Below are 14,161 nucleotides of genomic sequence, written 5' to 3'. Positions count from 1 at the left end.
GTGGTGACCACGAGGGTTGGCGCGTCATGGTTGAGCACCTTGGCATCCAGCGGGGTGCGCAGCCTGGAGTCCAGGACGATCCGGAGCGGGGAGACGCCAGGGACCAGGCGCACGGTCAGTAGCGGGTCGTCGCGGAGCACGGTCCCGCTGCCGACCAGGACCGCGTCGCAGGCGGCGCGCAAGGCGTGGGAGATCCGCCGCTCGGCGGTGCCGCTGATCCACCTGGCGTCGCCGTCGCGGGTGGCGATGCGACCGTCGAGCGTTTGTGCGTATTTCAACAGCACAAACGGCCGCTCCGGCCGCGGCCGTGCGTGGCCAAGCAGCGGCGTCACGTCGACGGGCTGCTCGTGGATCTCCGGCAGCAGCGGGCCGAGCGCGTCGATGTGGCCCATCCGCTCACGCTTGGTTTCCAGGTATCGGTGGTTGTGCAAGTTGGGGGCGGTGGCAAGGCGCTCGAGCCGTTCCACCTCGATGCCCTCGGCGCGAACCGCCTCGGCCTTGCGAGGGTTGTGGGTGAGCAGACGCACCGAACGGACGCCGAGCGCGGCGAGTACCGCTGCGGCCTCCGCGTAGTCGCGGCCGTCAGCGGGCAGGCCGAGCCGGAGGTTGGCGTCCAGCGTGTCGGCGCCAGCGTCTTGTTCCCTGTAGGCGCGCAGCTTGTTGACCAGTCCGATGCCGCGCCCCTCGTGCCCGGTGGCGTACACGAGCACGCCGCGGCCCTCCGCGGCCAGGGCGCGGAGGGTGAGCTGAAGCTGCGGCCCGCAGTCGCAGCGCAGCGACCCGAGGGCCTCGCCGGTCAGGCACTCGGAGTGCACGCGGGTCAGCAGCGAGCGTCCGTCGCCGATGTCGCCGCGCACCAGCGCCAGGTAGATGTTCCCGCCGCCAGTCTGGAACGCGCGGACGTCGAACTGGCCGGTCGCCGTCGGCAGGCGCACGCGGGCGACTTCAGTGAGGTGCATCATGTGGCCTTCGCTTCCTGTCAGGGGGCGGCCGCAAACTTGTACGCGCTTGTCATGATCACGTGAGGGGTAGGCGGTGGCGGTGAACGCGCGGTCCCTTGTCCACGTCGCACCCCGGCGGGTGGAGATCCGGGACGTGGAGTTGCAGGCTCCCGGCCCAGGCGAGGTCCTGGTGCGGACCGTGTGCTCGGGGATCAGCGGCGGCACCGAGCTGTTGGTCTACAGGGGCGAGGCCCCTCGCGAGCTCGTCCTGGACGAGGCGCTTGACGAGCTCCACGGTACTTTCTCCTACCCCTTCGCCTACGGGTACGGGTGCGTCGGGCGGGTTCAGGGCCTGGACGAGCCGCTGTTTGCGTTCCACCCGCACCAGGATATCTTCGTGATACGACGCCAGGCGCTGGTCCCCCTGCCTGGCGTGCCTCCCAGGACCGCGACGCTGTTCCCGCTGGTGGAGACGGCACTGCAGGTGACGTTGGACGCCGGGCCGCGCGCTGGCGAGCCCGTGGTGGTCCTCGGGCTGGGGATGCTGGGCACGCTCACCGCGATGCTGCTGCAGCGGTCGGGCGCCCTTCCCCTCTGCGCAGAGCCGCTGGGCTGGCGCCGCGCGTTGGCGGCCTCGCTTGGGCTGCGCGTCATCGCGCCCGAACTGCTGCCCGACGCGGTCGAGGCGGACACGGGCGGGCGTGGGGTCCCCCTGGCCATCGACGCCAGCGGCAACCCCGACGCCCCCGGACAAGCGCTCGGGCTGCTGGCCCACGAGGGCACGCTGCTGGTCGCCTCCTGGCTGGGGACCAAGCTCGCCCCGCTGCCCCTTGGCGGGGCGTTCCACCGCAGGCGGCTGACCATCCGCAGCACCCAGGTGTCCACGATCCCGTCGGCGCTTGCGGCGAGCTGGACCGTGGCGCGCCGGCGCACCGTCGCGGCCGAACTGCTCGAGCGGCTCCCGCTGGCGGCGCTGGCAACGCATGAGTTCCCGTTCGGGCGGGCCGAGGACGCGTTCGCCGCGCTGGATCGCGGGGAAGCGGGCCTGATGCACGCCGCGTTGTCGTTCTAGAGGATGTCTGACCGCTCGACGGCCACGTCGCCTTGCTTGTTGGTCAGGAGGGATACGCTCCGCGGGCGGGGGGATTCGGAGGCAGCATCGCTGGATCAGTCACGATCAGCGGTTGAGGATCAGAACCGAGCACCACGCTGCAAGGAGGTCGGTCACGTGACCCACGAGGTGGGGTTGAGCAGGCAGGTCCGTGCGTTCCACGTCATGCCAGGCATGGACGGTCCCGAGGGGGAGCTGCACGACCATGACTACCGCATCGACGTGGTGGTCGAGCGGGAATGGCTCGACGAGCGGGCGATGGTGTGCGACCTGGACGTGCTCGAGGCCGCGCTCGCCGACGTGCTCGGCCGCGTCGAAGGCAAGGACCTGGAGGTGATCCGGCCCGACGACGCCGAGGCGGTCACCGTGGAAGTCTTCGCCCGCTGGGTCCACGAGACGCTTACCGAGCCGATCCGTGCGGCCGGCGGGGAGACACTCGCGGTCCGGGTGTGGGAGTCGCCGGTAGCGTTTGGCGGCTACCGGGCCAGCATCTCGCTGTAGGCCGCAAGGCAGCGCCGCGCGCGGGCGAGCGCCCTGGCCAGCTCCAGCGGATACCGTTCCCCGCCACCGAACAGCCCAGCAGCGCCGAACGCAGCCGGAGCCACGTGCATGACCCGCACCTTGTCGATCTCCCTTGTGACGTTGGGTGATCCGGATACCCTGACAGGCGGCTACCTCTACCACCGCCGCATGCAGGAGTTCGCGCCCGCCAACGGCGCCCGCCTGGAGTTCGTGTCCCTGCCCACGCGACCGTTTCCTCTGCCGGCCCTTGCCGGCCGGCGGGCTCTGCGGGCGATCGTCGAACAGGGGGCCGACGTGCTTGTCGTGGACTCGATCGCTGCGGCGTTCCTGGTCCCACGGGTGCGCTCGCTGGCGGTTCCCATGGTCGGGAGCCTGCACCAGCCCCCCGGCGGGATCGACCACCGCCTGCCTCGCCGCACGCTGCAGGCCGCCCTGGACCGGGTGACCTACCGAAGGGCTGCCCGCCTGCTGGTCGCCAGCGACCTGCTGGCCGGCCAGCTCGCCGCCCAGGGGTTCGCCGACCGGCTCACCGTCGTCCCACCGGGCCGCGACGTCGCCCAGTCGCCCGGCGGCGCACCCCGGGACCTGCGGGGGGGTGCCAAGATCGCCCTGCTGTGCGTGGGCAACTGGGTACCGCGCAAGGGCATCCTCGACCTGCTGGAGGCTGTCGCGCGCCTCCCGCCGGGCACCGTCCGCCTCCACCTCGCCGGCGACGAGCAGGCCGACCCGGCCTACGCCGCGCGGGTCCGCCAGCGCCTGGCCCGCATCGACGTCGCCGCACGGGTGGTCCGTCATGGGCTCAGCGCCCGCGGCGAGGTCGCGCGACTGTACCGCGACGCCGACGTGTTCGTGCTCCCGAGCGTCAGGGAACCCTATGGGACCGTCTACGGCGAGGCCATGGCTGCCGGCCTCCCCGTGGTCGGCTGGCGCGCGGGCAACCTGCCCTACCTCGCACAGCATGGCCGGGAAGGCATGCTGGTGGACGCCGGCGACCTGGACGGCCTGGCGGCGGCGCTGTCGCTGCTCGCCGAGGACCGGCCGCTCCGCAGGCGGCTCGGCGAGGCGGCGCGGCAGCGCGCCGCCGGGTTCCCGACCTGGGAGCAGACCGCCCGGCGGTTCTTCACGGCGATCCGCACGGCGGCCCTCGGCTCGATGTGGGACAACCACCGTCCCAGGCGGCCGCGAACAGCGGAGGAGGCAGGGTGACCAGCGGGATCGACCGCACGCCAGGGTGGATGGCAGCAGCCGGCCCGCCCACCACGACCGTGCTGCTGCGCCACGGCGACACGCCGCTCTCGCGCGAGAAGCGCTTCAGCGGCGTTGGCGACGCAAGACTGACCAGGGCAGGCGCGGCGCAGGCGCACGCAGCCGCCGAGCGGCTGCGTGCGCGCGGCGGCATCGGGGCGGTCGTGTCCTCCCCGCTGCGCCGGGCCCTGCAGACCGCCGAGGTCGCAGCCGCCGCCCTGGACCTGCCGATGCTGGTCGACGAGGACCTGCGTGAGACCGACTTCGGCGCATGGGAGGGGCTGACCTTTGCCGAGGCGCTGGCGCGGTGGCCCGACCTGGTGGCCGCGTGGCTGGCCGACCCGTCGCTGGCGCCGCCTGGCGGGGAGAGCTTCGCCGACACCGCGATCCGGGTCCAGCACGCACGCGACCGGCTCCTTGCGCGCATGCCTCGCGGGACCATCCTGGTCGTCAGCCACGTGACCCCGATCAAGACGCTGGTCCGTCTGGCCCTCCAGGCGCCACCGAACGCGCTGCACCGTATGCACCTTGACTCCGCCTGCCTGTCGGAACTGGACTGGTATCAGGACGGCCCTGCGGTCCTTCGCGCCTTCAACGACACCCACCACCTGCCGTCCGACTGATGGCCCAACTGGCCGCTGACCGACCGCGAGCTGCAGGTGCTGCGGTCGTCTCGGACCGACAGTGAGCGCCAAGAGTCAGTCGAGGCAAACCTGCCCCAAGCGGTGCGGGTGCCACGCGGTGCCCTTGGGCTCCCCTGGGCCGTAGTCGACCTCGCCCATCTGGTCCATGGGGATGAACGGGTCGAGGGTGGCCAGGTCGACGCCGGCGAACGCCCGGCGGACATGGTCCTCTTACCGTCACTTTAGCCGGTCGGAATGACGCTGCGTGCCGTCTCCGGGTGGCGACGGTGTGTACCGTGGTCGGCCCGGACGTTCCGAAGGGGGTGGTTGGATGCCGGATGCTCCGGCGCGCAGGGGCCGGCTGGTGGTGGCCGGGGTTGTCGCGCTCGCGCTGGCCCTGCTCGGCGCCGGGTACTGGGTCTTCGTGGCCCGGACCTCGGACTCCCCGCCGCCGGCCGCGCTGGACGCGGCGCCTTCTCCGGCGCCCACCTCGACCGGGACCGGGACCGGGGCGGGAGCAGGGGCCGGAGCCGGGGTGGGCACCAGCAGCGCCGGCGTCACCTGGCGGATCCGCGGGGACGGGTCCTCGTTCGTCGGCTACCGGGTCCGGGAGCAGCTCGCGTTCCTGTCGTCGCCCAGCGACGCCGTCGGCCGGTCCACCGCGGTCACCGGCACGATGCAGCTCGCCGGCGACCGGGTCTCGGCGGTGCGGATCGAGGCCGACCTGACCAAGCTGACCAGCGACGAGCGCCGCCGCGACAACGCCATCCGCCAGCGCGGCCTGGAGTCGGACACGTTCCCGACCGCCACCTTCGAGCTGACCCAGCCCATCCAGCTTGGCCAGGCTCCGGCCGACGGCCAGCAGGTGGACGGCGAGGGCCGCGGCAAGCTGACCGTCCACGGCGTCACCCGCGGCGTGGCCCTGAAGCTGCAGGGCCGCCGGAGCGGGGGCACGATCCAGGTGGCCGGCCAGCTCCCGGTGCGCATGACCGACTACGGCATCCAGCCGCCCCAGTTCGGCCCGGTCGTGTCGATCCAGGACGACGCGACCGTGGAGTTCCAGCTCGTCTTCGAGCCTGCCTGAGCGGGCCCGGAGCCACCCGAGGTGACGTGACATGACAGAGGAGCACCCCGGCCCGCCCGCCAGGCCCCGCCTGCCCGCCACATACCGCCCGCCCGCCGGGTCCCGGCCGGGTCTGACCCGGCGCCGGCTGCTGCAGCTCGGCTTGGCCTTGCCGCTGCCGCTGGTGGCCGCTGCCTGCGGCGACGAGACTACGAACAGCCAGGCCGGGCGGGGGAGCGCGGCGACCACGGCGCCCTCGCCGGCGACCGCGGCCGGGCAGACCTTGGCGACCAGCGCCGGGCAGACCCTGGCGCCCACCCCGGCCTGCGACGACGGTGACGACCCGACCCCGGCCCAGACCGAGGGCCCGTACTTCTCCACCGGCTCGCCCGAGCGCACCTCGCTGCTGGAACCGGGGCTGGCGGGCGAGAGGCTCGTCGTCGCCGGGACCGTGCTGGCCACCGACTGCCGGCCGGTCGCGCGCGCCCTGCTGGACTTCTGGCAGGCCGACGACGGCGGCCAGTACGACAACCAGGGCTTCCGCCTGCGCGGGCACCAGTTCAGCGACGCCCAGGGCCGCTACCGGCTGGAGACGGTCGTGCCCGGGCTCTACACGGGCCGGACCAGGCACATCCACGTCAAGGTGCAGGCGCCCGGCCGGCCGGTCCTCACCACCCAGCTGTACTTCCCGGGCGAGCCACAGAACGCCAGCGACGGCATCTTCCAGCGGGAGCTGCTGATGAACGTGGGCGCTGCCGGCCCCGGCGGCCGCCAGGCGTCGTTCACCTTCGTCCTGGACGGGTGATCCCGGCTGCCTGGACGGGTGATCCCGGCTGCCCGGAGTGTGATCCCAGCTGCGAGCGTTGTTCGTCGAGGGCAACGCCGACCTGACCCCGGCAAGCTCATCGGCCATCACAGCCCGGCCCGGGTGCTGCTGGAGGATGCTGATGCCGTCGGTCCGTCTACCGGACCGGGTGCACCGGAGCTAGAATCCCTGCTGGCCTCGGACGAGCCCAGCTAATAGCAGGCGGAGTGATGCGTTGGCGGACACCGTGAGCGAAGGCGCCTATGTCCCGGCTGCCGGCCGGTACGACACCATGCGCTACCGGCGCACCGGGCGGAGCGGGCTGAAGCTTCCCGAGCTGTCCCTGGGGCTGTGGCAGAACTTCGGTCACGACCGGCCGCTGGACACCCAGCGGGCCATCATCCGGCGGGCGTTCGACCTGGGCGTCACCCATTTCGACCTGGCCAACAACTACGGCCCGCCCTACGGCTCGGCCGAGGAGAACTTCGGCCGCGTCCTCGCCACCGACATGCGCGGGCACCGCGACGAGCTGGTCGTCTCGACCAAGGCGGGATGGGACATGTGGCCGGGGCCGTACGGTGACCTGGGGTCCCGCAAGTACCTCCTGGCGAGCCTGGACCAGAGCCTGGCCCGGATGGGGCTCGAGTACGTCGACATCTTCTACTCCCACCGCTTCGACCCGGACACGCCGCTCGAGGAGACGCTCGGGGCGCTCGACACCGCGGTCCGGCAGGGCAAGGCGCTGTACGTGGGCGTCTCGTCGTACTCGGCCGAGCGGACCCGGGAGGCGGCGCGCATCCTCGCCGACCTGGGCACGCCGCTGCGCATCCACCAGCCGTCGTACTCGATGCTGAACCGCTGGATCGAGGACGAGCTGCTCGACGTGCTCGGCGAGCTCGGGATCGGCTGCATCACCTTCTCACCGCTGGCCCAGGGCATGCTCACCGACCGCTACCTGGACGGGATCCCGGAGGGCTCGCGCGCGAGCCGGCCGGGCTCGCTCACCAGCGACCAGCTCTCCGAGGAGAACCTGGCCAAGGTGCGGGCGCTGAACCAGGTCGCGGCGCGGCGGGGGCAGACCCTGGCCCAGATGGCGGTCGCCTGGACGCTGCGCGACCCTCGGGTGACCTCCACACTCGTCGGGGCGAGCAGCGTCGCCCAGCTCGAGGCCAACGTCGCCGCGCTCGACAACCTCGAGTTCGGCGAGGACGAGCTGGCCGAGATCGACCGGTACGCCACCGAGGCCGGCATCAACCTCTGGGCGTCCTCGAGCACTGCCTGACCCCGGAGGCGGCGGACCCGGTGCGGGTCTGGCCGCGGCCGGACCGCCCGTCATCAGCGCTGAAGTAGTGGACCTGCCGTCGGCGACGTACCCCCGAGCCGGACGGCCACGCCGACCAGCGCCGCCGCGACCGCCAGAGCCCCGGGGACGTACAGGCTGGCCGGAGGCCACAGGTTGGCGGCCAGGTTCCAGGCCGTGGCGACCGCCAGGACCAGCGCCAGCACGAGACCCTCCGTTCCCCCGACCCCGGCGTGGTACGTGCAGACGGCCGGTCATTTCGCCAAGGCGGCAGTCATGATGGCGCGGACCTCCGGGAGGTCGTGACCAAGGACCCGAGGACCGTGTGGTCCCGGTCGTCCCGCCCTGGTGCTCAGCTCGCCCGGCGGTCGCCGATGGCGGCCAGGGTCTGCTCGGCGATCTCCAGCTCCTCGTTGGTCGGCACGACCAGCACCGCGACCGTGCTGTCGTCGCTGGACACGGTGCGTGGCCGCTGGGACCGCACCTGGTTGCGGGCGTCGTCGACGCGGACGCCCAGGCACTCGAGCCCGCTGCACACGCTGGCGCGGACGGTGTGGCTGTTCTCCCCGACGCCGGCGGTGAACACCAGCGCGTCGACCCCGCCGAGAACGGCCGCGTAGGCCGCGACGTACTTGCGCAGGCGGTAGCAGTAGACGTCCAGCGCCTCCCGGGCCAGGTCGTCGCCGCCAGCCGCCCGCCGTTCGACCTCGCGCATGTCGTTCGCCCCGGCCAGACCCTTCATGCCGCTCTCCTGGTTGAGCAGCGTCTCGATCTCGTCGAACGCCAGCCCGGCCTCGCGGTGCAGGAAGAACACGATCGCCGGGTCCAGGTCGCCGCTGCGTGTGCCCATCACCAGGCCCTCGAGCGGGGTGAGCCCCATCGACGTGTCGACCGACCGGCCCCCGGCGACCGCGGCCACGCTGGCGCCGTTGCCGAGGTGCATGGTGACCAGGTTGACCTCGGCCAGGGGCCGGCCAAGGTGCCTGGCGGCCTCGCGGGACACGTACGCGTGGGAGGTGCCGTGGAACCCGTACCTGCGGATGCGCAGCCGGTCGGCCAGGTCGCGGGGCAGCGCGTACCGGTAGGCCCGCGGTGGCATGGTCCGGTGGAACGCGGTGTCGAACACGGCGACCTGGGGGATGGCCGGGAACGCGGCCCGGGCGGTCTCGATGCCGAGCAGGTTGCCGGGATTGTGCAGCGGCGCCAGCGGGATCAGCTCGCGGATGGCCTCGACGACCTTGTCGTCGATGACGGCCGGGGTGGAGAACTGCTCGCCGCCGTGGACCACGCGGTGGCCGATCGCGGCAAGGCCGGCGGACAGGCCGCTCGAGGATCCCAGCGCCTCGAAGATCGCGTCGAGGCCTTCCTGGTGGTCGGCCACCCTGCGATCCACGACCAGCGGGTCGGCGCCCTCGGTCCAGTGGGTGAGCCGGGAGGTCTCCTCCCCGATCCGCTCGAGCAGCCCGGACGCCAGCACGGCGCGGCCGCCCATGTCGAACAGCCGGTACTTGATCGATGACGAGCCCGTGTTGAGCACCAGCACCCTGCTCATCCGGCCGCGCCTCCCTGGATCGAGGAGGAGCCTGTGTTGAGCACCAGCACCCTGCTCATCCGGCCGCGCCTTCCTGGGCCTGGATCGCGGTGATCGCCACGGTGTCGACGATGTCGGCCACGGTTGCGCCCCGGGACAGGTCGTTGACCGGCTTGCGCAGACCCTGGAGCACGGGCCCGATGGCGACCGCGTTCGCCGACCGCTGCACCGCCTTGTAGGTGTTGTTGCCGGTGTTCAGGTCCGGGAACACGAACACCGTCGCCCGCCCCGCGACGGCGCTGTCGGGCAGCTTGGTCCGGGCGACGTCCGGGTCGATGGCGGCGTCATACTGGATCGGTCCTTCGATGAGCAGGTCCGGGTGGCGCTCCCGGGCGATCCTGGTCGCCTCGCGGACCTTGTCGACATCGGTGCCCGACCCTGACTCGCCGGTCGAGTAGGAGAGCATCGCGACGCGCGGCTCGATCCCGAACTTGGCCGCGGTCTCCGCCGACGAGATGGCGATGTCGGCCAGTTGCTCGGCGTTCGGGTTGGGCACGACCGCGCAGTCGCCGTACACCAGCACCCGGTCGGCCAGGGCCATGAAGAACACGCTGGACACCACCGAGACGCCGGGAGCGGTGCGGATGAACTCGAAGGCCGGGCGGATCGTGTGGGCCGTGGTGTGGGCCGCGCCAGACACCATCCCGTCGGCCAGGTCCTTGTAGACCATCATCGTGCCGAAGTACGACCCGTCGGCCATCGTGTCGCGGGCCAGCGGCAGCCCCACGCCCTTGTGCTTGCGCAGCTCGTAGTAGGTCTGGGCGAAGTCGTCGCGCCACTCGGAGCTGGACGGGTCGACGGTGCGCAGCTCGCCGAGGTCCAGGCCGAGGGCGGCCGCGCGGTGGCGGACCGCGGTCTCCTCGCCGAGCACGGTGAGGTCGACCACGCCCCGCCGCAGCAGCTGGTCGGCCGCGCGCAGGATGCGGTCGTCGTCCCCTTCGGGCAGCACGATGTGCCTGCGGTCGGCCTTGGCCCGCTCGATCAGCTTGTGCTCGAACATCAGCGGCGTCACCCGGGTCGAGCGGGTCACCTCGATCCGCTTCAGGAGCGTCGAGGCGTCCACCTGCTCGTCGAACAGCCGCAGCGCGGTCGCGATCTTGCCCTCGTTGTCATGGGTGAGCTCCCCGCGCACGCCGCCGACGGCGGTGGCCGTCTGGTAGGTGTCGCTGTCCACGGCGATCACCGGCAGGCTGGCCGCGCCAAGCCCGTCGATCAGCTTGAGGACCGACGGCTCGGGCGTGAGCCCGCCGGTGAGCAGCAGCCCGGCCACGTCCGGGTAGGTGTCGGACAAGCGGGCGGCCAGGCTGCCGACGATCAGGTCGGCCCGGTCACCCGGGGTGATGAGCAGGTCGCCGTCGCTGAGGTGCTCGAGGAAGTGGGGCAGGCTCATCGCCCCGACGATCACGCCGCGGACCTCGCGCCGCACGCTGGCCGCGGCGGCGCCCTCCCCGGGCTGCAGGTAGCGCGCGGGCAGGGCCCGGGCGACCTCTGCCACCGTGGGCGCGGCCAGCGTGGGCTCCTCAGGCAGCACGTACCCGGGCTCGTCGCCGATGGCCTCGGGCAGCCGCCGGCGCACCTCGCCGGCCACCATCGGATCGACCCGGTTGCACACCGTGGCGAGGATCGTGCAGCCCCGGCCGACCAGCGACCCGTGGGCCAGCCGGGCCGCGTCGAGCACCCCGTCGGCGGTATCCCTGCTGCCGTTGACCGCGGGCAGGACCACACAGCCGAGGTGGTTGGCCACGTCGGCGTTGAAGTCGAACTCCAGCGCCCGGGACGCCCCGGTGAAGTCACCGCCCTCGACCAGCACCAGGTCGCTGGCCCGCTGCAGCCGCCGGAACGCCTCCACGATGCGCTTGAGCAGCACGTCGTACTGCCCGCGGTCGCTCAGCGCGCGCAGGTCGTCCATGGTCACCGCGAAGGAGTCGGAGTAGCTCTGGGCGAGCCGGTAGCGGCGGCGCATCAGCTCGATGTCGTTGTCGGGCACGTCGGCCGAGGCGACCACGGGACGGAAGTAGCCCACGCGTCCGAGCCGCCGGGACAGCATCTCCATCAGGCCGAGGGCCACGACCGACTTGCCGCTGCCCGGTTCGATCGAGGTGAGGTAGACGCTGCGGGCTGTCTCGCCTCGTGGCGGATCCATCGTCGGCACGCCCTCTCGTTGCGCTTCACTCCGGTTCCGTGGCCGGCCGTAGCTTGAGGGTACTGCCTTGAGGGTACTGCCTTGAGGGTACTGCCACAGCCCGAGGCCGAAACCTTGGCGGTTGCTCGAGCCCGGTGGAGGCGGCTGCGTCGCTCGACGCGATGACGTAAAGGCTCGTCGAGCGGGGTTCCTCGAGCCCGGTGGAGGCCGCCGCGAGCGGCCGGTCTCTGCCGGGGCCGGTCTCTGCCGGAGTAGCGCCGCCGCCGGCCGGGTACCCGTGCTGGCATCCACGCCGTCCTGCCATCGAAAGGGGCCGACGCATGCCTGAGGCGCTCCCCGACGAGCAACTCGACCAGGTTGTCGACTACTGGAACGCGGCCAACTACCTCACCGTCGGGCAGATCTACCTGCAGGACAACCCGCTGCTGCGCGAGCCGCTCCGCCCCGAGCACATCAAGCCGCGGCTGCTCGGCCACTGGGGGACCTCGCCCGGCCTGAGCCTGGTGTACGCGCAGCTGAACCGGCTGATCCAGGCCGAGGACGTGGACGCGATCTTCATCGCCGGCCCCGGGCACGGCGGCCCGGCGGTGGTCGCCAACGTGTACCTGGAGGGGACCTACTCGGAGATCTACCCAGCGGTCTCGCGGGACGAAGCCGGCATGCGCCGGCTCTTCCGCCAGTTCTCCACGCCGGGCGGCGTCCCCAGCCACGTGAGCGTGCCCACCCCCGGGTCGATCCACGAGGGTGGCGAGCTCGGCTACGCGCTGGTACACGCGTTCGGCGCCGCCTTCGACAATCCCGACCTGCTGGTGGCGTGCGTGGTCGGCGACGGCGAGGCCGAGACCGGCCCGCTCGAGGGGTCGTGGAAGTCGCTCCGCTTCACCAACCCGGTCCGCGACGGCGCGGTGCTGCCGATCCTGCACCTGAACGGCTACAAGATCGCCAACCCCACGGTCCTCGGCCGGGCCGGCCGGGACGCCGCCAGCCGGCTGCTCGAGGCCCACGGCTACCAAGCGCTCGTGGTCTCCGGCGACGACCCGCGCACCGTCCACCGCGACTTCGCCGCCACGCTCGCCGAGTGCTGGCGGGCGATCCGCACGTTCCAGCGGGACGCCCGCGAGCGCGGGTTCCAGGGCGTGCCGGCGTGGCCGGCGATCGTGCTGGAGACCCCGAAGGGCTGGACCGGGCCCAAGGAGGTCGACGGCCATCCGGTCGAGGGGACCTTCCGCGCCCACCAGGTGCCCCTTCCCGAGGTGCGGGAGAACGAGGCCCACCTGCGCCAGCTCGAGGCGTGGATGCGCTCCTACCGGCCCGAGCGCCTGTTCGACCGCCACGGCCGCCTGGAGGACCGCCTCGCGGCGCTCGCCCCGGTGGGGGAGTGCCGCATGGGTGCCAACCCGCACGCCAACGGAGGGAAGCTCGCCGTGCCCCTGGACCTGCCCGACTACGGCGACTACGCCGTCGACGTCGAGCGCCCCGGGGCCGAGCGGGCCGAGTCCACCCGCCGCCTCGGCGTGCTGCTGCGCGACGTGTTCGCCAAGAACGCCGGGCAGCGCGACTTCCGCCTGTTCTGCCCGGACGAGCTGAGCTCCAACCGGCTCGACCCGGTGCTGGAGGTCGAGAACCGCTGCTGGACCGGGCGGGTCGTCGACAGCGACGAGCACCTCTCTCCTGACGGCCGGGTGCTCGAGGTGCTCAGCGAGCACCTCTGCCAGGGCTGGCTGGAGGGCTACCTGCTCACTGGCCGCCACGGCATCTTCGTCACCTACGAGGCGTTCGCGATGGTCTCGGCGTCGATGACCATCCAGCACGCCAAGTGGCTCGAGGGCGCCGAGGGCCTCGACTGGCGCGCGCCGGTGCCGTCGCTGAACATCCTGCTGACCTCGACGTGCTGGCGCAACGACCACAACGGCTTCTCCCACCAGGGACCGGGCCTGGTCAACACCGTGCTGGCCCTCAAGGGCACGGTCACGCGCGTCTACCTGCCACCCGACGCCAACTGCCTGCTGTCGGTGGCCGACCACTGCCTGCGCAGCCGCGACTACGTCAACCTGATCGTGATCGACAAGCAGCCACAGCTCCAGTACCTCGACATGGCCGCCGCGCGCGCACACTGCGCCCGGGGGGCCTCCATCTGGGGCTGGGCCTCCACCGACGCCCACCAGGACCCGGACGTGGTGCTCGCCGGCGCCGGCGACATCCCGACCCAGGAGGCCCTGGCCGCGGCCGCGCTGCTGCGCGAGTTCCTGCCGCACCTGCGCGTGCGCCTGGTCAACGTGGTCGACCTGATGACCCTGGCCCACCCCGACGAGCACCCCCACGGCATGGCCCCGGAGGAGTTCGTGCGGCTGTTCACCCGCGACACCGACGTGGTCGTGGCGTTCCACGGCTACCAGAACGCCCTGCATCAGCTGCTGCACGGCCGCCCTCGCCCGGACCGCTTCCACGTCCGCGGCTTCAACGAGCAGGGGACGACCACCACGCCGTTCGACATGGTGGTGCTCAACGGGGTGGACCGGTACCACTTGGCGCTCGAGGCGGTGCGCCGCTCGCGGCGCGCGCCCGAGGGCGCGCAGCGGCTGGTCGACCACTGCAACGCACAGCTCGAACGGCACCACCGCTACAAGGTCGAGTACCTGCAGGACATGCCGGAGGTGCGCGACTGGACGTGGCCGGGCCGGTGACCGACCCGGTGCGTCAGGCCGGTGACCGACCCGGTGCATCAGGCCGCCTGGACCTCGACCTGCCCGCTACCCCCTCGATCTCGGTCGCCCGCCCACGGGTCGCCCGCCCACGGGTCGCCCGCCCACCGGACCA

The 14,161-nt window shown here is 72.4% G+C and carries 13 protein-coding genes and 1 pseudogene; 8 read left to right on the top strand and 6 right to left on the bottom strand.

Annotated elements, in window-relative coordinates; all coding sequences use genetic code 11:
* A partial coding sequence (gene ribA / locus VG276_23025) for a GTP cyclohydrolase II RibA (protein HEV8652182.1) occupies nucleotides 1-962 on the bottom strand: 962 nt, incomplete at its 3' end.
* A gap of 79 nt (nucleotides 963-1,041) precedes the next feature.
* On the opposite strand from ribA, the gene VG276_23020 reads away from it, so the two are divergent.
* Together VG276_23020 and VG276_23015 are read left to right on the top strand one after the other, a co-directional pair.
* A complete protein-coding gene (locus VG276_23020) occupies nucleotides 1,042-2,013 on the top strand; it encodes a zinc-binding dehydrogenase (GenBank protein ID HEV8652181.1) in 972 nt (323 codons plus the stop codon).
* 156 nt (nucleotides 2,014-2,169) lie between these two features.
* Complete coding sequence (locus VG276_23015) at nucleotides 2,170-2,553, top strand: 6-carboxytetrahydropterin synthase (GenBank protein ID HEV8652180.1); 384 nt, start codon at nucleotides 2,170-2,172, stop codon at nucleotides 2,551-2,553.
* On the opposite strand, the gene VG276_23010 is transcribed toward VG276_23015, so the two are convergent.
* Nucleotides 2,529-2,663 (bottom strand): hypothetical protein, encoded by a 135-nt coding sequence (locus VG276_23010; protein ID HEV8652179.1) that lies wholly within the window; start codon nucleotides 2,661-2,663, stop codon nucleotides 2,529-2,531. The two genes, VG276_23015 and VG276_23010, sit on opposite strands and share 25 nt — an antisense overlap.
* Here VG276_23010 and VG276_23005 point away from each other — a divergent pair.
* A complete protein-coding gene (locus VG276_23005) occupies nucleotides 2,662-3,780 on the top strand; it encodes a glycosyltransferase family 4 protein (protein ID HEV8652178.1) in 1,119 nt (372 codons plus the stop codon). The genes VG276_23010 and VG276_23005 overlap by 2 nt on opposite strands.
* Nucleotides 3,777-4,442: a histidine phosphatase family protein gene (locus tag VG276_23000; protein ID HEV8652177.1), complete on the top strand. Its 666-nt coding sequence runs from the start codon at nucleotides 3,777-3,779 to the stop codon at nucleotides 4,440-4,442. Before VG276_23005 ends, VG276_23000 begins: the two co-directional genes overlap by 4 nt.
* 99 nt (nucleotides 4,443-4,541) lie before the next feature.
* On the opposite strand, the pseudogene VG276_22995 reads toward VG276_23000, so the two are convergent.
* Nucleotides 4,542-4,664 (bottom strand): annotated as a pseudogene (locus tag VG276_22995) (pirin family protein).
* 109 nt (nucleotides 4,665-4,773) lie between these two features.
* Here VG276_22995 and VG276_22990 point away from each other — a divergent pair.
* The 3 genes from VG276_22990 (at nucleotide 4,774) to mgrA (ending at nucleotide 7,592) form a co-directional block, all read left to right on the top strand.
* Nucleotides 4,774-5,526 (top strand): YceI family protein, encoded by a 753-nt coding sequence (locus VG276_22990; protein ID HEV8652176.1) that lies wholly within the window; start codon nucleotides 4,774-4,776, stop codon nucleotides 5,524-5,526.
* A gap of 70 nt (nucleotides 5,527-5,596) precedes the next feature.
* A complete protein-coding gene (locus VG276_22985; GenBank protein HEV8652175.1) occupies nucleotides 5,597-6,310 on the top strand; it encodes a hypothetical protein in 714 nt (237 codons plus the stop codon).
* A gap of 235 nt (nucleotides 6,311-6,545) precedes the next feature.
* Nucleotides 6,546-7,592 carry an L-glyceraldehyde 3-phosphate reductase gene (mgrA, locus tag VG276_22980; protein HEV8652174.1) on the top strand — a complete coding sequence of 349 codons (1,047 nt, stop codon included), beginning with the start codon at nucleotides 6,546-6,548 and terminating at the stop codon, nucleotides 7,590-7,592.
* A gap of 53 nt (nucleotides 7,593-7,645) precedes the next feature.
* On the opposite strand, the gene VG276_22975 is transcribed toward mgrA, so the two are convergent.
* The 3 genes from VG276_22975 to pta all read right to left on the bottom strand — a co-directional run bounded on the left by VG276_22975 (nucleotide 7,646) and on the right by pta (nucleotide 11,344).
* The gene (locus VG276_22975; GenBank protein HEV8652173.1) at nucleotides 7,646-7,816 is read right to left on the bottom strand and encodes a hypothetical protein; all 171 of its coding nucleotides are present in this window, start codon (nucleotides 7,814-7,816) and stop codon (nucleotides 7,646-7,648) included.
* Between the two features lie 146 nt (nucleotides 7,817-7,962).
* Nucleotides 7,963-9,162, bottom strand: coding sequence for an acetate kinase (locus VG276_22970; GenBank protein ID HEV8652172.1), 1,200 nt, complete (start codon nucleotides 9,160-9,162; stop codon nucleotides 7,963-7,965).
* Nucleotides 9,163-9,217: 55 nt separating this feature from the next.
* Complete coding sequence (gene pta / locus VG276_22965) at nucleotides 9,218-11,344, bottom strand: phosphate acetyltransferase (protein HEV8652171.1); 2,127 nt, start codon at nucleotides 11,342-11,344, stop codon at nucleotides 9,218-9,220.
* Between the two features lie 320 nt (nucleotides 11,345-11,664).
* Between pta and VG276_22960 the strand changes: the two genes are divergently transcribed.
* Nucleotides 11,665-14,028, top strand: coding sequence for a phosphoketolase family protein (locus VG276_22960; GenBank protein HEV8652170.1), 2,364 nt, complete (start codon nucleotides 11,665-11,667; stop codon nucleotides 14,026-14,028).
* The last annotated feature ends 133 nt before the right edge of the window (nucleotides 14,029-14,161 follow it).

This window comes from Actinomycetes bacterium (assembly GCA_036000965.1).
Taxonomy (GTDB): domain Bacteria; phylum Actinomycetota; class CALGFH01; order CALGFH01; family CALGFH01; genus DASYUT01.
Note: the sequence above shows the minus strand (reverse complement) of the source record. Positions and strands in the feature narration are given on the sequence as shown.